Source organism: Actinomadura sp. 21ATH (genome assembly GCF_041951345.1).
Classification (GTDB): Bacteria; Actinomycetota; Actinomycetes; order Streptosporangiales; family Streptosporangiaceae; genus Spirillospora.
In genome coordinates this window covers 1,125,416-1,144,274 of the sequence record NZ_JBGNUR010000002.1, presented here as the reverse complement: position 1 = coordinate 1,144,274, position 18,859 = coordinate 1,125,416, and the positions used below count along the sequence as shown (strand labels likewise).

Annotated in this window: 16 protein-coding genes; 12 read left to right on the top strand and 4 right to left on the bottom strand. The window is 73.6% G+C overall.

All coding sequences use genetic code 11. From position 1 onward, the window contains the following. Window positions 1-27: 27 nt before the first annotated feature. From ACA361_RS11610 to pdhA, 3 genes are read right to left on the bottom strand one after another with little or no spacing between them, the layout of a single operon-like run. The gene (locus ACA361_RS11610) at window positions 28-1,323 is read right to left on the bottom strand and encodes a pyruvate dehydrogenase complex dihydrolipoamide acetyltransferase (RefSeq protein WP_375011865.1); all 1,296 of its coding nucleotides are present in this window, start codon (window positions 1,321-1,323) and stop codon (window positions 28-30) included. Next, window positions 1,320-2,333, bottom strand: coding sequence for an alpha-ketoacid dehydrogenase subunit beta (locus tag ACA361_RS11605; RefSeq protein ID WP_375011864.1), 1,014 nt, complete (start codon window positions 2,331-2,333; stop codon window positions 1,320-1,322). The genes ACA361_RS11610 and ACA361_RS11605 overlap by 4 nt, the downstream gene beginning before the upstream one ends. An 11-nt stretch (window positions 2,334-2,344) precedes the next feature. Next, the gene (gene pdhA, locus ACA361_RS11600) at window positions 2,345-3,505 is read right to left on the bottom strand and encodes a pyruvate dehydrogenase (acetyl-transferring) E1 component subunit alpha (protein ID WP_375011863.1); all 1,161 of its coding nucleotides are present in this window, start codon (window positions 3,503-3,505) and stop codon (window positions 2,345-2,347) included. A 168-nt stretch (window positions 3,506-3,673) separates the two neighbouring features. Here pdhA and ACA361_RS11595 point away from each other — a divergent pair, with 168 nt between their 5' ends. From ACA361_RS11595 to ACA361_RS11550, 10 genes are all read left to right on the top strand, one after another. Next, window positions 3,674-4,300 carry a GntR family transcriptional regulator gene (locus ACA361_RS11595; RefSeq protein ID WP_366624105.1) on the top strand — a complete coding sequence of 209 codons (627 nt, stop codon included), beginning with the start codon at window positions 3,674-3,676 and terminating at the stop codon, window positions 4,298-4,300. A gap of 87 nt (window positions 4,301-4,387) precedes the next feature. After that, window positions 4,388-5,770 carry a xylulokinase gene (xylB, locus tag ACA361_RS11590; protein ID WP_375011862.1) on the top strand — a complete coding sequence of 461 codons (1,383 nt, stop codon included), beginning with the start codon at window positions 4,388-4,390 and terminating at the stop codon, window positions 5,768-5,770. A 36-nt stretch (window positions 5,771-5,806) separates the two neighbouring features. Next, a complete protein-coding gene (gene xylA, locus ACA361_RS11585) occupies window positions 5,807-6,970 on the top strand; it encodes a xylose isomerase (RefSeq protein ID WP_375011861.1) in 1,164 nt (387 codons plus the stop codon). Between the two features lie 68 nt (window positions 6,971-7,038). After that, entirely contained in the window at window positions 7,039-8,382 is a 1,344-nt protein-coding gene (locus ACA361_RS11580) for a cellulose binding domain-containing protein (RefSeq protein ID WP_375011860.1), read from the top strand. Between the two features lie 155 nt (window positions 8,383-8,537). After that, a complete protein-coding gene (locus tag ACA361_RS11575; protein ID WP_375011859.1) occupies window positions 8,538-9,821 on the top strand; it encodes an extracellular solute-binding protein in 1,284 nt (427 codons plus the stop codon). Continuing rightward, window positions 9,818-10,747 (top strand): carbohydrate ABC transporter permease, encoded by a 930-nt coding sequence (locus tag ACA361_RS11570; protein WP_375011858.1) that lies wholly within the window; start codon window positions 9,818-9,820, stop codon window positions 10,745-10,747. Before ACA361_RS11575 ends, ACA361_RS11570 begins: the two co-directional genes overlap by 4 nt. Next, window positions 10,744-11,631, top strand: coding sequence for a carbohydrate ABC transporter permease (locus ACA361_RS11565; RefSeq protein ID WP_375011857.1), 888 nt, complete (start codon window positions 10,744-10,746; stop codon window positions 11,629-11,631). The genes ACA361_RS11570 and ACA361_RS11565 overlap by 4 nt, the downstream gene beginning before the upstream one ends. A gap of 25 nt (window positions 11,632-11,656) precedes the next feature. Continuing rightward, a complete protein-coding gene (yicI, locus tag ACA361_RS11560) occupies window positions 11,657-13,966 on the top strand; it encodes an alpha-xylosidase (RefSeq protein ID WP_375011856.1) in 2,310 nt (769 codons plus the stop codon). Then, window positions 13,963-15,327, top strand: coding sequence for a GH1 family beta-glucosidase (locus ACA361_RS11555; RefSeq protein WP_375011855.1), 1,365 nt, complete (start codon window positions 13,963-13,965; stop codon window positions 15,325-15,327). Before yicI ends, ACA361_RS11555 begins: the two co-directional genes overlap by 4 nt. A gap of 129 nt (window positions 15,328-15,456) precedes the next feature. After that, on the top strand, window positions 15,457-16,452 hold the full coding sequence (locus ACA361_RS11550) for a LacI family DNA-binding transcriptional regulator (protein ID WP_375011854.1): 996 nt from the start codon (window positions 15,457-15,459) through the stop codon (window positions 16,450-16,452). Between the two features lie 57 nt (window positions 16,453-16,509). Here the strand turns inward: ACA361_RS11550 and ACA361_RS11545 are convergent, their stop codons facing one another. Continuing rightward, on the bottom strand, window positions 16,510-16,995 hold the full coding sequence (locus ACA361_RS11545; protein WP_375011853.1) for a nucleoside deaminase: 486 nt from the start codon (window positions 16,993-16,995) through the stop codon (window positions 16,510-16,512). Between the two features lie 44 nt (window positions 16,996-17,039). Between ACA361_RS11545 and ACA361_RS11540 the strand changes: the two genes are divergently transcribed. Together ACA361_RS11540 and ACA361_RS11535 are read left to right on the top strand one after the other, a co-directional pair. Then, window positions 17,040-17,741, top strand: a complete 702-nt coding sequence (locus ACA361_RS11540; protein ID WP_375011852.1) for a hypothetical protein — start codon at window positions 17,040-17,042, stop codon at window positions 17,739-17,741. After that, a complete protein-coding gene (locus ACA361_RS11535) occupies window positions 17,738-18,856 on the top strand; it encodes a winged helix DNA-binding domain-containing protein (protein ID WP_375011851.1) in 1,119 nt (372 codons plus the stop codon). Before ACA361_RS11540 ends, ACA361_RS11535 begins: the two co-directional genes overlap by 4 nt. Window positions 18,857-18,859 lie beyond the last annotated feature (3 nt).

Here is an 18,859-nt window from a genome sequence, read left to right as displayed (position 1 = left end):
CCCCCCCCCACGAGTCGACAAGGGTGGTCAGGCGACGATGAGCAGCGGGTTCTCCAGCAGCTCGGCGAGGCGGGCCAGGAACGCGGCGCCGGTCGCGCCGTCGGTGGCGCGGTGGTCGACCGACAGCGTCACGGCCATGCGCTTGCCCGGGACGACCTGGCCGTCGCGGACGACCGGCTCGTCGCGGACGGCGCCGACCGCGAGAATCGCGGCCTCCGGCGGGTTGATCACGGCGGAGAAGCTCGCGACGCCGTACATGCCGAGGTTGCTGACGCTGAACGTGCCGCCGCTCATCTCCTGCGCCGACAGCTTGCCCTCGCGCGCCTTCCCCGCCAGCTCGCGGGTCTCGGCGCCGATCCGGGACACGCTCTTGCGGTCGGCGTCGCGGATCACCGGGACGAGCAGGCCGTCCTCGACCGCGACGGCCACGCCGACGTTGACCCGCTTGTGGAAGAGGAGCTCCTCCTCCGTGTACGAGACGTTGACGGCGGGGTGCTCCAGGAGCGCGGTGGCGCATGCCTTGACGACCAGGTCGTTCACGCTGACCTTGGCCGGGGCGAGCGCGGCGTTGAGCGTCGCGCGGAACTCCAGCAGCGCCTCGGCGTCCACCTCGCGGGTGAGGTAGAAGTGCGGGGCGTTCTGCTTGCTCTCGGTGAGGCGGCGGGCCGCGACCTTGCGGAAGCGGTTGAGCGGCACGCGCTCGACGTCCGCGTCGTCCGCCCGGGCCGCCGGGGCGGGCGCCGGTTTCGGCTGCGCCGCCGCGGCCGGGGCCGGGGCGGCCGCGGCCTGGGTCCCGTTGGTACGGATCGCGGCCTCGATGTCGGCGCGGATGATCCGCCCGCCGGGGCCGGTGCCGGTGAGCGCGGCCAGATCCAGGCCGTGGTCGCGGGCGAGCCGGCGGGCCAGCGGCGAGGACGGCGGCCGGCCGTCGCGGGCCGGCTGCGCGGGCGCCGCGGCGGCGGCGGGCGCCGGGGCCGAGGCAGCGGCGGGCTCCGGCTCGGGCTCCTTCTCGGGCTGGGGAGCGGCTGCCGGCGCGGCGGCGGCCGCCTCCTCCTTCTCCTGCTTGCGCGCCTCGGCCGGATCGGTCCCGGGCGGCGCGACGATCGCGATCGGGGAGCCGATCGGGGCCGACTCGCCCTCGGCGACGAGGATCTCGGCCAGCACGCCGTCCTCGTACGCCTCGTACTCCATCACGGCCTTGTCGGTCTCGATGTCGCAGAGCACGTCACCGGCCTTGACCTCGTCCCCCGGCTTCTTCTGCCAGGAGCTGATGACGCCCTCCTCCATCGTGTCCGACAGGCGGGGCATGAGGATCTCGGTCATGCGGTCTCCAGGGTGACGCGGCCGGTCGCGCGGAGAGTCTCGCGGACGGCGGTGAGCAGGGAGTCGGCGGACGGCAGCGCGGCCGTCTCCAGCGACTTGGCGTACGGGAGCGGCACCTCGGCCATCGCGACCCGGCGGACGGGCGCGTCGAGCCAGTCGAAGGCGCCCTCCTGGATGGAGGCGGCGATCTCGGCGCCGATGCCGTAGGTCAGCCAGTCGTCCTCGGCGACGACGGCGCAGCCGGTGCGGCGCACCGACTCCACGATCGTCTGCCGGTCCAGCGGGCGCAGGCTGCGCAGGTCGACGACCTCGGCGGAGACGCCCTCGCCGGCCAGCCTCTCGGCGACCTGGGCGGCGACCTGCGCCATCCGCGAGTAGCCGATGATCGTGATGTCGGTGCCGGGCCGGGTCACGGCGGCGCGGCCGATCTCGGCGGGCTCGATCTCGGCGATCTCGGCGGGCAGCTCGCCCTTGCTGTTGTAGAGGGCGAGGTTCTCCAGGAAGAGCACCGGGTCGTCGTCCCGGATCGCGGCCTTGAGCATGGCGGACGCCTCGGCGGGCGTGCTCGGCGCGAGGACCTTCAGGCCGGGGATGAACGAGTAGAACAGCTCGACGTTCTGCGAGTGCGTGGCGCCGAGCTGCTGGCCGCCGCCGCCCGGCGTGCGGATCACCATCGGGACGCTGGCCTGGCCGCCGAACATCCCGTAGATCTTGGCGGCGTGGTTGACGATCTGGTCCAGCGCCAGCAGCGAGAAGTTGATCGTCATGATCTCGACGACCGGCCGCAGGCCGAGCATCGCGGCGCCGATCGCGGCGCCGACGAAGCCCTCCTCGGCGATCGGGGTGTCGCGCACCCGCTTGGGGCCGAACTCCTTGAGCAGCCCCTCGGTGATCTTGTACGAGCCCTCGAAGAGCCCGATCTCCTCGCCCATCAGGAAGACGTTCTCGTCGCGCAGCATCTCGGCGCGGAGCGTGTCCCGGAGGGCCTGGCGGTAGGTGACAAGTGCCATCGGACGACTCCTCAGGAACGGAATACGGTGTCGGCGAACACGGGGTCGGCGGGCAGGCGGCGCTGCTCACCGGCGACCGGGGTGGCGTAGGTGTAGTCGAACAGGGTGGACGGGTCGGGCGCCGGGCTGGCGTCGGCGAACGCGGCGGCGGCCTCGACCTCGGCGGCGACCTCGGCCTCGACGGCGGCGAGCCCGTCGTCGGTCAGCACGCCCTCGCGCACCAGCCGCTCGGCGAACGCGGCCAGCGGGTCGGAGTCGAGCAGCGCCTGCCGCTCCTCCTTGGTGCGGTAGCGGGCCGGGTCGACGACCGAGTGGCCGCGCAGCCGGGGGCTGACCGTCTCCAGCAGGTACGGCTTGGACTCCGACCGGGCGTACTCGACGGCCTCGCGGGCCGCGTCGCGCACGGCGATCACGTCGGCGCCGTCCACGCGGGCGCTCTCCATCCGGTACGAGGAGCCGCGCTTGTACAGCTCGGGCTCGGCCGCGGACGCCTCGACGGTGGTGCCCATGCCCAGCCCGTTGTTGATCACGACGAAGACGGCGGGCAGGTTCCAGAGCGCGGCGATGTTCAGCGACTCGTGGAACGCTCCGATCGCGGTGGTGCCGTCCCCCATCTGGCACATCACGACGTCGTCGCCGCCCTTGTACGACACCGCCAGGGCGGCGCCGGTGGCCAGCGGGAGCTGCCCGCCGACGATGCCGTACCCGCCGAGCAGCCGGGCCTCGGCGTCGAACAGGTGCATGGACCCGCCCCAGCCCTTGGAGACCCCGTCGGAGCGGCCGTACAGCTCGGCCATCACGCGGCCGGCGTCGATGCCCTTGGCCAGGGCGTAGCCGTGCTCGCGGTAGTTGGTGAACAGGTAGTCGGTGGGCCGCAGCGCGGCCATCAGCCCGACGACGGTGGCCTCCTCGCCGAGGTTCAGATGGCAGTAGCCGCCGATCTTGGCCTCGGTGTAGGCCCGCGACGCCCGCTCCTCGAACCGCCGGACCAGCAGCATCTGCCGGTAGTAGCCCGCGAGCTCGGCCGGGTTCCCCGGCGTTCCGGCGCCCGCGCCCGCGGTCCCGGTGGACCTCGGCTTCCCGGCCGCGGCGCCGCCGGTCCCCGCCTTGGTCCTGCCGGTGGTCTTCCGGGGACGGGTGTCCGCGCCCCGCGCCTTGGTGATCTCGGCCATCGGCGTTCTCCTCACGACTCCTGGAGCGCACCGCGGGGTCGCCACGGGCCTCCATTGATCATCATTGATCAATGATCGATCATATTCCTCCCCATCAGTATGCACTGACCAGGGAGTACTCGGGAAGTGGGCGCCGCCGTGTTCTGGGCCGCCCTCTACCATTGGCGCGTGAACGCTTCCGATCCGCTGCTGCGCACCGGCCTGTCCGCCCAGATCCGCGAGTTCATCGTCGAGGGCATCACGGCGGGCCGCTGGGAGCCGGGCGAGCGCATCGTCGAGCGCCGCATCGCCACCGAGCTCGGGGTGAGCCAGGGGCCGGTGCGCGAGGCGCTGCGCCAGTTGGAGGCGCTGCGGCTGGTGGAGAGCCTGCCGAACCGCGGTGCCCGGGTGCGCCCGTTCACCGAGGAGGACCTGGGCGAGATCTTTCCCGTCCGGGCCGGGCTCGAGCGTACCGCCGCCGAGCTGGCGCTGCCGCGCCTGGCCGCCCGGGTGGACGCCCTGGAACGGCACAACCGGCGCCTCGCCGAGGCCGCCGAGTCCGGCGACCTGCCCGAGCAGATGCGGCTGAGCATCGACTTCCACCGCGAGGTCGTGGAGACCGCCGGGAACCGGCTGCTCACCTCGGTCTGGGAGTCGCTGGGCATCGAGCTGTGGACGACGCTGTCCCTCCGCCTGCACCAGACGGAGATCTACTCCAAGTCCGCCGAGCACGCCGTGCTGATCGAGGCGTTCCGCCGGCAGGATCCCGAGGCCCCCCGGATGCTGCACGACCACGTCATGAACTATGCCCCCTGAGCGGCCCGTTGTGTCCCGGCTCACACCCGTCTAGGCTGCACGGTATCGCAAAACTTTCGAAACGTTTCGACGCGCTCGGAGGGGCATGTGCTCGTCGCCGGGATCGATTCCTCGACGCAGTCGGTCAAGGTCCTGCTCTGCCGCGCCGAGGACGGCACCGTCGTGGACGCCGCCGCGGCCCCGCACCCCGACGGTACCGAATGCCACCCCGAGCGCTGGTGGGAGGCCCTGAACCGGGTCCGTGACCTGCTCGAACGCGCCGACGCCGTCGCCGTGGCCGCCCAGCAGCACGGCATGGTGGCCCTCGACGAGGCCGGCGAGCCGGTCCGCCCCGCCCTCCTCTGGAACGACACCCGCTCGGCGCCGCAGGCCAGGGCGCTCGTCCGCGAGCTCGGCGGCCCCAAGACCTGGGCCGAGCGGACCGGGAGCGTGCCGCTGGCCTCGTTCACCGTCACCAAGCTGCGCTGGATGGCCGAGAACGAGCCGGACAACGCCCGCCGCACCGCCTCGGTCATGCTCCCGCACGACTGGCTGACCCTGCGCCTGGGCGCCGCGGCCCCGGTCACCGACCGCGGCGACGCGTCCGGCACCGGCTACTGGTCCCCGGCCGAGGGCCGCTACCTGCCCGAGCTGGTCACCGCCGCGCTCGGGCACGAGCCGGCCCTGCCGCGCGTCGCCGGTCCCGCCGAGACCGTCGGCGAGACGCCCTGGGGCGCCCGGCTGGCCCCCGGCACGGGCGACAACATGGGCGCCGCCCTGGGCCTCGGCCTGCGCGAGGGCGACGTCGTGATCTCGATCGGCACCTCCGGCACCGCCTTCGCCGTGGCGCCGGCCCCGGCCGCCGACCCGGGCGGGTTCGTGGCCGGGTTCGCCGACGCCACCGGCCGCTACCTGCCGCTGGTCTGCACGCTGAACGCGGCGCGCGTCCTCAGCTCGGCCGCCGACCTCGCCGGCACCGACCTGGACGGCCTGTCGGCGCTGGCCCTGTCCGCCGCCCCCGGCGCGGGCGGGCTGACGCTGCTGCCGTACCTCGACGGCGAGCGGACCCCCGACCGGCCCGGCGCCACCGGCGTCCTGGCCGGGATCACCACGGCCAACGCCACCCGCGCGAACCTCGCCCGCGCCGCCGTCGAGGCCCTGCTGTGCTCCCTCGCCGACGCCGCCGGGTACCTCGCGGCGCAGGGCGTGCGGCCCCGCCGGACGCTCCTGATCGGCGGCGGCGCCCGCTCGGAGGCGGTGCGGACGCTGGCCCCCGCGATCCTCGGCACGCCGGTGACCGTTCCCGAGCCCGCCGAGTACGTGGCGCTGGGCGCCGCCCGGCAGGCCGCGTGGGCCGCCGCCGGCACCCCCGAGCCGCCCGCCTGGCCCGCCCCGCCCGCCACCGAGCACGAGGCCGGCCGCGCCGCCGCCGAGGCGGCCGCCGGGATCCGCGCGAGGTACGCCGCCCTGCGCGACGGCACGCCCGCGTAAGAGTGAACATCGTCGAGGGAGGACAGTGTGGACAGTGTGAGTGGTGACCGTTTCACCCCCGCGCCCGAGGATCGGTTCTCGTTCGGGATCTGGACGGTCGGGTGGCAGGGCGCCGACGTGTTCGGCCCCGGCACGCGGCCGCCGATGGCCGCCGACCGGGCCGTCCGCGAGCTGGCCCGGATCGGCGCGTACGGGGTCAACTTCCACGACAACGACGTGTTCGACTTCGACGCCACGGCGGCGGAGCGGGACGAGCGGCTCGCGGCGTTCCGGAAGGCGCTGGACGAGACCGGGCTGGTGGTGACGACCGCGACCACCAACCTGTTCTCGCACCCGATCTTCAAGGACGGGGCGTTCACCGCCAACGACCGGGACGTGCGCCGGTTCGCGCTGCGCAAGGTCATGGACAACCTGGACCGGGCCGCCGAGCTGGGGGCGCGGACGTACGTGTGCTGGGGCGGCCGGGAGGGCGCCGAGTCGGGCGCGGCGAAGGACGTGCGGGCCGCGTTGGACCGTTACAAGGAGGCGTTCGACGTCCTCGGCGCGTACGTGGCCGACCAGGGCTACGACATCCGCTTCGCGATCGAGCCCAAGCCGAACGAGCCGCGCGGCGACATCCTGCTGCCGACCGTCGGCCACGCGCTGGCGTTCATCGGCGAGCTGGAGCGGCCCGAGACGGTCGGCCTCAACCCCGAGGTCGGGCACGAGGAGATGGCCGGGCTGAACTACGCGCACGGGCTGGCGCAGGCGCTGTGGCACGGCAAGCTCTTCCACATCGACCTGAACGGGCAGAACGGCCCCCGCTACGACCAGGACCTGCGGTTCGGCGCCGGGAACGCGCGCGGCGCGTTCTGGGTCGTCGACCTCATCGAGAACAGCGACTACGACGGGCCGATCCACTTCGACTTCAAGCCGCCGCGCACCGAGGACGACGCGGGGGTGTGGGAGTCGGCGCGCGGCTGCATGCGCAACTGGCTGATCCTGCGCGAGAAGGTGCGGGCGTTCCGCGCCGACCCGGAGGTCCAGGAGGCGCTGCGGGACGCGCGGGTGGACGAGCTGGCCGCGCCGACGCTGGCCGAGGGGGAGGACTGGCGCGCCGTCCGCGACTTCACGCCCGACATCGCGGGCCTGGCGGCGCGCGGGTCGGCGTTCGAGCGCCTCGACCAGCTCGCGCTGGAGCACCTGTACGGCACCCGCTGACGCCCTCTGGAACACACTGACCAGGGCGTCCGGGGATCTCCGTACCGGCCCGGCATAGGCTGTCGGGCATGTCGGAGATCCCCGCGGAGCCGCTCGGCGGGCGCTACGAGCTGGTGGCGCCGCTGGGCTCGGGCGGCATGGCGACGGTGTGGCGCGCCGTCGACCGGGTGCTCGACCGGCCCGTCGCGGTCAAGGTGCCGCGCGCGGACTGGCCGCGCGAGCTGACGCCCCGGCTGCACGAGGAGGCCAAGGCCGCCGCCGCGCTCGGCCACCCGCACATCACCGGCGTGTACGACTACGGCGAGGCGGTGCTGCCGGACGGCGCGCGGCTGCCGTACGTGGTGATGGAGCTGCTGGACGGGGAGAGCCTCGCCGGCCGGCTGGCGCGCGGGCCGCTGCCCTGGCGGGAGGCGGCCGTGCTGGGCGCGCAGCTCGCGTCCGCGCTGGCGGCCGCGCACGCCGCCGGCGTGGTGCACCGCGACGTCAAGCCCGCCAACGTGCTGCTCACCCCGGCCGGCGTCAAGATCCTCGACTTCGGCATCGCGTTCGCCGCGGGCGGCCCGGACGGCGGCGGCCCGCTGCTCGGCACGCCCGCCTACGTCGCCCCCGAGCTGCTCGCCGGCGCCGCGCCGGCCCCGGCCGCCGACGTCTACTCCTTCGGCGTCCTGCTGCGCGAGACCCTGACCGGTACCGCGCCCGAGGACGTCCCGGACGCGCCCGGCGAGCTGATCCGCCTGTACCGCCGCTGCCTGGCCGACCATCCCGAGGACCGTCCCACCGCCGCCGAGGCGGCGGCCGTCCTGCGCCGTACCGCGGGCATCCCCGACGACGTCCTCCTCCCCGGCGCCCTCGCGGCGGGGGAGGCGGGGCCCGCGGGGCCGGCGCGCGACAAGGGCACCCGGATCCTGGCGGAGCCGGTGCCGCCGCGGTCCGGGGTGCGGCGGCCGGTGGCGCTGGCCGGCGGGCTGGCGGGCGCGCTCTGCCTGCTCGCCCTGCTGCTGCTCCTCGTCCCGGACGGCGCGCCGGGAGGGGCGCCGCCGCCGGGCCGGGGCGCGACCTCGGCGCCGGCGACGACTCCGGCCGCGGCGGGCGGGTGCGCGGTGTCGTACGCGGTGGTCGGGGAGTGGCCGGACGGGTTCCAGGCGCGGGTGCGCGTCACCAACCTCGGGGACGCGCCCGTGGACGGGTGGCGGCTGGCGTGGGCGTTCCCGGACGGGCAGCGCGTCGTCCAGCTGTGGAACGGCGGGCAGACCCAGCGGGGGGCCGACGTGGAGGTGAGCGCGGCGGGATGGAACCGGACGATTCCGGCGCGCGGGACGGTGGAGTTCGGGTTCCTCGGCCGCCAGGACGGCGGCAACGGCGTGCCGGAGAGCTTCACGCTGAACGGCCGCGGCTGCCGTGCGGCGGGCTAGCGGCGGCCCGCCTTGGGAGCGCTCCCATGCAACGGCCCAGGTCAGCGGGCCGGAACGAAATCGGAGAGCGCGGATCTATTGTGTCGCAGCTCACCCAGGCTTACGATCCCCGGGAATCGAAGCGCTTCGATTCCCCCACCCCCTGAGGAGAACCCATGATCAAGGCGCGCAGGGGCGCGGCGCTGGTGGCCGCGCTCGCCGCGGGATCCCTGGTGCTGACCGCGTGCGGCGGTGACGGCGGGTCGGACCCGAACGAGCTGCGGCTCTGGCACTACGAGGCGCCCGAGAGCGCCATGGCCGTGGCCTGGAACCAGGCGATCAAGGAGTTCGAGCGGACGCATCCGGGCGTCAAGGTGAAGTTCGAGGAGAAGGGCTTCGAGCAGATCCAGAAGACGGCGCCGATGGTGCTCAACTCCAAGGACGCCCCCGACCTCATGGAGTACAACAAGGGCAACGCCACCACCGGGCTCATCTCCAGGCAGGGGCTCCTGGACGACATGACGGCCGAGGTGACCAGGCGCGGCTGGGACAAGGTGCTCAGCCCGAACGTCCAGGTCACGTCCAGGTACGACGACAAGGGCGTGATGGGCGGCGGCAAGTGGTTCGGCGTCCCCAACTACGCCGAATACCTCCAGGTCTATTACAACAAGGACCTGTTCGAGAAGCACGGCGTCAAGGTGCCCGCGACCTTCGCCGAGTTCACGGCCGCGATGGACGCGTTCGTGCGGAAGGGCGTCACCCCGCTGACCAACGCGGGCGCCGAGTACATGGCGCACCAGTTCGTCTACCAGCTCGCGCTCGACAAGGCCGACCGCGGCTGGGTGGACGCGTTCCAGCGCTACACGGCCAAGGCGAACCTGACCGACGCCGCCTGGACGGCCGGCGCCGCGACGTTCGCCGACTGGGTGAAGAAGGGGTACGTCGCCAAGGACTCGGTCGGGCTCAAGGCCGAGGACGCGGGCGTGGCCTTCATGAGCGGCGAGTACCCGATGATGTTCTCGGGCAGCTGGTGGTTCGGCCGGGTCGCCAAGACGGCGAGGTTCGACTGGGACACGATGGTGTGGCCGGGCGCGAGGATGACGCCGGGCTCGGGCGGCAACCTGTGGGTCGTCCCCAAGGGGTCGGAGAACAAGAAGCTGGCGTACGACTTCATCGACATCACGATGAAGAAGCACATCCAGAACGCGCTCGGCAACGCGGGCGGGATCCCGGTCGCGGCCGATCCGGCGGCCATCACCGACCCCAAGGCCAAGAAGCTCATCGGGAACTTCACCACGCTCGCCCGGAACGACGCCCTGGCCTACTACCCGGACTGGCCGGTGCCCGCCTTCTATGACAAGTGGGTCGCCGAGGTCCAGCGGCTCATGAACGGCAAGGGCACTCCCGCGCGGATCCTCGGCGAGGTCCAGAAGGCGTACGACGCCGGCCTGCCGAAGTGAGCGTCAAGGCCGCCCCGAGGGCGACGAGAGCCGCGGGCCGGGAACGGCTGGGATACCTGCCCTACCTCGTTCCCGGGCTGCTGCTGTTCACCGCCGTGATCGGCGTGCCCTTCGCGATGAACGTCGCCACCGGGTTCACCGAATGGGACGGCGTGGGCACGCCCGAATGGGCCGGGCTCGCCAACTACGCGCGGCTGGCCGGCGACGGCGAGTTCTGGGCCTCGTTCCGGCACAACGCGCTCGTCATCGTCGCGATGGCGATCGCGCCGACCGCGATCGGGCTGGTCCTCGCCGCGCTGCTGACCGACCTGGTGGACCGGCACTTCGGGCCGCGCGCCGCGAGCGTCCTGCGGGCGTGCATCTACCTGCCGCAGGTGCTGCCGGTGGTCATCGCGGGCGTGGTGTGGAGCTGGCTGCTCAACCCGCAGAACGGCGCGGTGAACGAGGTGCTCGCGGCCGTGGGCCTGGAGTCGCTCGCGCACGACTGGCTGGGCGACCCGGCGACCGCGCTGTGGAGCGTGCTGGTCGTCATGGTGTGGGTGCAGATCGGGTTCCCGCTGGTGGTGTTCATGTCCGGCCTCCAGCGGGTGGACCCGTCGCTGTACGAGGCGGCGGAGATCGACGGGGCGAGCTGGGCCCGCCGCTTCCGGCACGTGACCGTCCCGCAGATCCGGCCGGAGATCTTCGTGGTGCTGCTGTGGACGACGATCGCCTCGCTGAAGGTGTTCGCGCCCATCTACGTCCTGACGAAGGGCGGCCCGGGAGGGGCGACCAACGTGCCCGCGTACTACTCGTACCAGAACTTCTTCGACAAGACCGATGTCGGCTACGGCGCCGCGATCACCACCGTGATGACGCTGATCATCGTCGCGCTGACCGTCGTCTTCCTGCGGACGCAGGGCCAGGGGCCGGAGGGGGAGCGATGACCGCGGCCCTCGCCGGCACCGGGGCCGGGGTGCGGCAGGGGCGCGACGGCGGCGCGCGCAGGCGGCGCGGCCCGTCGGCGTACCTGGTGCTGGTGCTGCTGTTCGCGCTGGCCGGCGTCATGCTGATCCCGTTCGCCGTCGTGGTGCTCAACGCGCTGAAGACGCCGGAGGAGTACTCCGCGAACGGCCCGCTCGCGCTGCCCGAGGGCGTCAGCCTGGAGGGCGTCACCGCGTTCTGGGAGCGCACGGACTTCGGGCAGGTGCTCTTCAACAGCGCCCTGATCAGCGGCTCGGTGGCGGTCCTCGCCGTGCTGCTGTCGGTGCTGAACGCGTACGCGCTCGGCATCGGCCGCGTCAGGGGCCGCATGTGGGTGCTGGTGGTGCTGCTGCTGGCCAACACGCTGCCGCAGGAGGCGCTGGTCTACCCGCTGTACCACCTGGCCAAGCAGGCCGGCCTGTACGACACCCGGCTCGCCGTGGTCATCGTCTTCACGGTGATCCAGAGCGCGTTCGGCACCTACCTGCTGGCGTCGGTGCTGTCGGCGTTCCCGCGCCCGCTGCTGGAGGCGGCGCGGATCGACGGCGCGAGCCGGTGGCAGGTGCTCCGGCACGTCGTGGTGCCGGTCATCCGGCCGACCATGGCGGTGCTGCTGGTGTTCTTCTTCGTCTGGACCTGGAACGAGTTCCTGATCCCGCTGGTCTTCCTGGTCTCCAACGACAACCAGACGGTGTCGGTCGCCCTCGGCGTCCTGCAGGGGCAGCGGCTCATGGACGCCACGATGTCCAGCGCCGCGTCGCTGCTCGGCCTGCTGCCGACCGTGCTCTTCTTCCTGGTCTTCCAGCGCACCCTGTCCCGCGGCCTGACCGCGGGCGCGGTCAAGTAGATCGAGCGATCCGAGTAGAGGTGAGATGAAGTTCAGTGACGGCTACTGGATGATGCGCGCGGGCGTGCACGCGGCGCACCCCGCCGAGGTGCTCGACCACGAGGGGTCCGGCCGCGGCCCGCTCGTCGTGCACGCGCCCGTCCGGCGGATCCGGCACCGGGGGGACCTGCTGAGGGGGCCGCTGGTCACGTTCGAGTGCACGGCCCCGATGGCGGACGTGATAGGGGTGACGATCACGCACTTCGCGGGGGAGGAGCCGCGCCGCCCGGAGTTCGAGCTGGCGTTCGACCCGCCCCCGGACGCGGCCGTGCGCGGCGGCGACGAGGCCGTCACGCTGACCTCGGGCGCGCTGACCGTCCGGTTCGGGCGCGGCGAGGAGTGGGGCGTCGACTTCCTCGCGGGCGGGCGGCGGCTGACCGGGTCGCGGCCCAGGGCGACGGCGATCATCGAGACGGACGAGGGCCGCCACTACGTCCGCGAGCAGCTCGACCTGGGCGTGGACCACTTCGTGTACGGGCTCGGCGAGCGGTTCGGGCCGCTGGTGAGGAACGGCCAGTCGGTCGACGTGTGGAACGCCGACGGCGGCACCGCCAGCGAGCAGGCGTACAAGAACGTGCCGTTCTTCCTCACCAACGCCGGCTACGGGGTGTTCGTCGACCATCCCGGCCGGGTGTCGTTCGAGGTGGCGTCGGAGGCGGTGGCGCGGACGCAGTTCAGCGTCGAGGGCCGGTCGATGCGGTACTTCGTCATCTACGGGCCCACGCCGAGGGAGATCCTGCGCAAGTACACGGCGCTGACCGGGCGGCCCGCGCGGGTGCCGGACTGGTCGTACGGGCTGTGGCTGTCCACCTCGTTCACCACCTCCTACGACGAGGAGACCGTCACCTCGTTCATCGACGGGATGGCGGAGCGGGACCTGCCGCTCAGCGTGTTCCATTTCGACTGCTTCTGGATGCGCGAGTACCAGTGGTGCGACTTCGCATGGGATCCGCGCGTCTTCCCCGACCCGCCCGGCATGCTGCGCCGCCTGAAGGAGAAGGGGCTGCGCGTCTCGCTCTGGATCAATCCGTACATCGCGCAGCGCTCGCCGCTGTTCGAGGAGGCGAGGGCGCGCGGCTACCTGCTGAGGCGCCCGAACGGCGACGTGTGGCAGTGGGACCTGTGGCAGCCCGGCCTCGCCGTCGTCGACTTCACGAATCCGGCGGCGCGCGAATGGTACGCCGCGAAACTCGACGCGCTGCTGGAAATGGGCGTCGACTGCTTCAAGACCGACTTCGGGGAACGGATCCCGACCGATGTCGTCTACCACGACGGCTCCGACCCCGAGCGCGCGCACAACTACTACACCTACCTCTACAACCGGACGGTCTTCGAGCTGCTGCGCGAGCGGCGCGGCGAGGGCGAGGCGGTGGTGTTCGCCCGGTCGGCGACCGTGGGCGGGCAGCGGTTCCCGGTCCACTGGGGCGGCGACTGCGAGTCGACGTACGAGGCCATGGGGGAGAGCCTGCGCGGCGGCCTCTCCCTGGGGATGTCGGGGTTCGGCTACTGGAGCCACGACATCGGCGGCTTCGAGGGGACGCCGGACGCGGGGCTCTTCAAGCGCTGGATCGCGTTCGGGCTGCTGTCCTCCCACAGCCGGCTGCACGGCAGCCACTCGTACCGCGTGCCGTGGCTCTTCGACGAGGAGGCGGTGGACGTCCTCCGCCGCTTCACCCGCCTGAAGATGCGGCTGATGCCGTACCTGTCGGGCGCCGCGCGCCAGGCGTACGAGGAGGGGCTGCCGATGATGCGCGCGATGGTCCTCGCCTATCCGGACGACCCCGCCTGCACCCATCTGGAACGCCAGTACATGCTCGGCGACGACCTGCTCGTCGCGCCCGTCTTCTCCAACGACGGCGAGGTCTCGTACTACGTCCCCGAGGGCGTGTGGACCCGTTACCTCACCGGGGAGCGCGTCCGCGGGGGACGCTGGGTGCGCGAGCGGCACGGGTACGACAGCGTGCCCCTGCTCGTCCGTCCCGGCGCCGTCGTCGCCGAGGGCGCCGTCGCCGACCGGCCCGACTACGACCACGCGGAGGACGTCACCCTGCGCGTGTACGAGCCGCCCGACGGGTCCCGCGTCACGACGCGGGCCGGCGCGGCCACGTTCGAGACCGCCCGTTCGGGCGGCGCGATCCGGGTGACCGCCGAGGGCGCGGGCGGCTGGAACGTGCTCATCGTCAACGCCGACCCGGCCGCGGTGTCCGTCGAGGGCGGCACCGCCACCGCGCACGACCAGGGCGTCCTGGTCCGCGCGACCGGTTCGGAGATCATCGTGGAAGGGGACCGCCGATGACCGAGGGCTTCCTGTGGGGCGCCGCGACCGCCGCGTACCAGATCGAGGGGGCGGCCGCGGAGGACGGCCGCGCGCCCTCCATCTGGGACACCTTCAGCCACACCCCCGGGCGCACGCTGAACGGCGACACCGGCGACGTGGCCACCGACCACTACCACCGCTGGCGCGAGGACGTCGCCGCCATGGTGGACCTGGGGATCGGCGCGTACCGCTTCTCGATCTCCTGGCCGCGGGTGTGGTCGGGCGGCGCGTTCAACCGCAAGGGCGTCGACTTCTACTCGCGGCTGGTGGACGCGCTCCTGGAGGCGGGCATCGCGCCCGTCGCGACCCTCTACCACTGGGACCTGCCGCAGGAGCTGGAGGACCTCGGCGGCTGGCCGGCCCGCGACACCGCGTCCCGTTTCGCCGAGTACGCGGCGCACATCGGCCGCGCCCTCGGCGACCGCGTGCACACCTGGACGACGCTGAACGAGCCGTGGTGCTCGGCGTTCCTCGGGTACGCCGCCGGGGTGCACGCGCCCGGCCGCACCGACCCGGTGGACGCGCTGAAGGCCGCCCACCACCTCAACCTCGCGCACGGCCTCGCCTCCCGCGTGCTCCGCGCGGCCGCGGCACCGTCCGCGCGGCACTCGATCACCCTCAACCTGCACCACCTGCGCGGCGAGGCCGAGGCCGTGCGGCGGGTCGACGCCGTCTCCAACCGCGTCTTCCTCGACCCCCTCCTCGGCCGCGGCTACCCCGCCGACCTGCTGGAGGACACCGCCGCGCTCACCGACTGGTCGTTCGTCCGGGACGGCGACGAGGAGACGATCGCCGCGCCGCTGGACGTCCTCGGCGTCAACTACTACTCGCCCACCCTCGTCCGCACCTGGGACGGCGTCTCGCCCCGCGCCCACGCCGACGGGCACAAGGAGGGCGCGGCGACGCCGTTCGTGGGGTGCGGTGAGACCGTGGAGTTCGTCGAGCAGCCCGGCCCGCACACGGCGATGGGCTGGCCGGTGGACGCGACCGGCCTGGAGGAGATGCTGCTCGCCCTGCACCGCGACCACCCCGGCGTACCGCTGATGATCACCGAGAACGGCGCGGCGTTCGACGACGAGGTGGACGCCGGCGACCGGATCCGCGACGAGCGCCGCGTCTCCTACCTGCGCGACCATCTGGCCGCGATGCGGCGGGCGATGGCCGCGGGCGCGGACGTGCGCGGCTACTTCGCCTGGTCGCTGCTCGACAACTTCGAGTGGGCGTACGGCTACGACCGCCGGTTCGGGCTGATCCACGTCGACTACCCGACCGGCGAGCGCCGCTGGAAGGACAGCGCGCACTGGTACAAGGAGGCGATCTCCGGCGGCGATCCGCGATGAGCCGGCGGGGCGCCGCGGTGGCGGCGCTGCTGGTGTGCGCGGACCTGCGGGGCAGCGCTTCGCCGGGCCCGCCGCTCACCTATCATCGCGGGATTCGAACCGCTTCACCTACGGAAACGGGTACGCCTGGTGGTCAAGATCACTGATGTGGCGCGGCATGCCGGGGTCTCCCCGAGCACGGTCTCGTACGTGCTCAGCGGCAAGCGGTCGATCTCGGTGGAGACCCGCGAGCGGGTGCTGGCCAGCATCGCCCACCTGGGCTACCGGCCGCACGCGGGCGCCCGCGCGCTGGCCAGCAGCCGGTCGAACGTGCTGGCGCTGATGGTGCCGCTGCGCAGCGGCATCCACGTGCCCGTCGTGATGCAGATAGCGGTCGCCGCCGTGACCGCGGCCCGCCGGCACGACCACGACGTGCTGCTCCTGACGCAGGAGGAGGGCGTGGAGGGGCTGCGCCGGGTCGCCGACAGCGCGCTCGTCGACGCGCTGATCGTGATGGACGTCCAGATGCGCGATCCCCGGCTGCCGCTGCTGCGCGGGCTCGGCCGGCCCAGCGTGCTGATCGGCTTCCCGGCCGACGCCGCCGACCTGACCTGCATCGACCTGGACTTCCGGGCCGCCGGCGAGGCGTGCGCCGACCACCTGGCGGGGCTCGGGCACCGCACGGTCGCGCTGATCGGCTCGCCGCCCGAGGTGTACGAGCGGCAGACCGGGTACGCGCAGCGGGTTGCCGAGGGCTTCCGCGCGGCGGTGCGGCGGCACGGCATGGACGGCGAGGTCCACCCGTGCGAGTCGAGCGCCGAGGCCGCCCGCGCGCTGGTCGCCCGGCTGCTGGCCGAGCGGCCGGGGCTGTCCGGCGTCATGGTGCACAACGAGGCCGTCATGGAGCCGGTGGTCCGCGCGTTCCGGGCCGCCGGGCGGCGCGTCCCGGGCGACCTGTCGGTGGTCGCGATCTGCCCGGACGAGCTGGCCGAGCACGCCGACCCGCCGCTGACCTCGGTCGCCGTCCCGGCCGAGGAGGTCGGGCGGCGCGCGGTCGAGCTGCTGATGGCCAAGCTCGCCGGGGAGGCCGTTCCCGCCGCGACGCTGCTGCCGCCCCGGCTGACGCCGCGCGGCAGCGACCGCTGACCGTACCGAGAAGGCCGGGTACGAGAACAGGGGACGTCCGGCTCGGCGCCTTCTCGTTCAGGCGTCAGGAGCGGAGCAGCGCCGGTGCAGCTCGCGCATCCGGTCGCCGAACTCCGGGACGGGACCCTCGACGATCACGTCGGGGGCCACGTCCTGGACCGGGATCTCCCGCACCGGCCCCGGCGCCGCCCCGAACTCGGCCCGCCACGCCGCCAGCTGGGCGGAGGACACCGCGTACACGATGCGGCCCAGCCCGACCCAGCCGTGCGCCGCGGAGCACATCGGGCAGTGCTCGCCCGAGGTGTAGACGGTGGCCGCCGCGCGCTCGGCGGCGGTCATGTTCGCCGCCGCCCACCGCGCCAGCTCGAACTCGGGATGCGCGGTCTGGTCGCCCTTGGAGACGGTCCGGTTGTGGTCCTCGGCCAGCACGGTCCCGTCCCCGCCCACCAGCACCGACCCGAAGGGCTCCTCGCCCGCGTCCAGGGCCTGCTCGGCCAGCTCGGCGCACCGCTCCAGATGCCGCATCCCCGCCTCATCGATCATGCTTAGGAACTACCACACCCGTTCCGCGATGTACATTTCCCCGTGTGCTGGACAGCGGGGCGGCCGAGGACCTGTACGCGGCGTTCGCGGCCGTGCCCCGGCCCGCGCGGCTGGAGGGCTGCCCGTGCTGCGTGGCCCCGGGCGAGGGCCGGGCGCTGCTCGGCCGGCCGCTGCGCGCCCTCACCGCCGGCGACCTCGCCCGGTACGCGGCGAAGGCGCTGACCACGTGGGCGGGCGAGGAGGAGTTCCGCTACTTCGCGCCCCGGCTGCTGGAGCTGGCCGCCGCCGACGCGTTCCCGACCCTCGACCCGGAGATCGTCTTCGCCAAGCTCGGCCGGGCCGGGTGGACGGACTGGCCGCAGCGCGACGCGGTCGAGGAGTTCCTGCGCGCCTTCTGGACGCGGACGCTGGAGCGCCACCCGTCCCGTCCCGCCGTCGGCACGGCGCTGTGCGCGATCGGCGGCGCCGCCGGCCGGATGGCCCCCTACCTGGACGAATGGGGACGGCTCGCGTCCGAGGCGGCGATCCGGCAGCTGCACGCGTTCGTCGCCGAGGAGCTGGCCTGGCGCCGGGGGACGCCGCTGCTGCGCAACCCGTTCTGGGACACCGGGCGCGCCGCGTACCGGGAGGTCCTCGCCTGGCTCACCGGCGGGCCGGCGGCGGAGGCGGTCCGGGTCGCGTTCGAGCGCGCCGACCGCGAGGATGTCCTCGAACTGCTCGCCGACCTCGAAGACCGGTGCCGATGACGACCCTGACCAGGCGCGACCTCAACCGCGCCACGCTGGCGCGGCAGCTGCTCCTGGAACGCGCCCGGATGCCCGTACGCGACGCCGTCGAGCACCTGGCCGGGCTCCAGGCGCAGACGCCGCACTCCTGGTACCTCGGCTTCGCCTCCCGGCTGGCGGACGTGCGCCCCGAGGAGATCGCGGAGCTGCTCGACCGGCGGGAGCTCGTGCGGATCGCGCTGATGCGCGGCACGATCCACCTGGTCAGCGCCCGCGACTGCCGCTGGATGCGGCCGCTGGTGCAGCCCGTCCTGGATCGGGACCTGCGCTCCAACTTCACCCACACCAGGCCGATCGCGGGCCTGGACCTGGACGAGCTGGTGGACGCCGCCCGCCCGATCCTGGAGGAGCGGCCCCGCACGTCCAGGGAACTGGGCGCGCTGCTGGCCGAGCACGGCGTCCGGGCGGGCTGGGGCGAGCGCGCCCCGGCGTCGCTGGCGTACGCGGCGCGCAACCGGATGGCGCTGGTGCAGGTGCCGCCGCGCGGCCTGTGGGGCCGGAGCGGGCCCATCGCGCACACGACGGCCGAGTCCTGGCTGGGCGAGCCGCTCGCGGACGGCGCCGCCCCGGACGAGCTGGTGCTGCGCTACCTGGCGGCGTTCGGCCCGGCCACGGTCAAGGACGTGCAGGCGTGGTCGGGACTGACCCGGCTGCGGGAGGTCGTGAACCGGCTGCGGCCGCGGCTGGCCGCGTTCACCGGCGAGGACGGGCAGGAGCTGTTCGACCTGCCGGACGCCCCGCGCCCCGGCGGCGACGCGCCGGCGCCGCCGCGGCTGCTGTACGACTTCGACAACCTGCTGCTCTCGCACGCCGACCGGAGCCGGTTCGTGACCGCGGAGCATCTGGCGCAGGGGTACGCCACCCGCCGGCCGGTGCCCGGGTGGGTCCTGGTGGACGGCTTCACCGGCGGCGAGTGGGAGATCGCGCGGGAGCGGGACGCGGCCGTCCTCACGATCCGGACGTACGCGCCGCCGCCGGAGGGGCTGGCCGAGGAGGGCGAGCGGCTCCTGGCGTTCGCCCACGCGGACGCCGCGCGCCGCGACGTCCGCGTGGAGCGCCTCAGAACGGCACCGTGACCT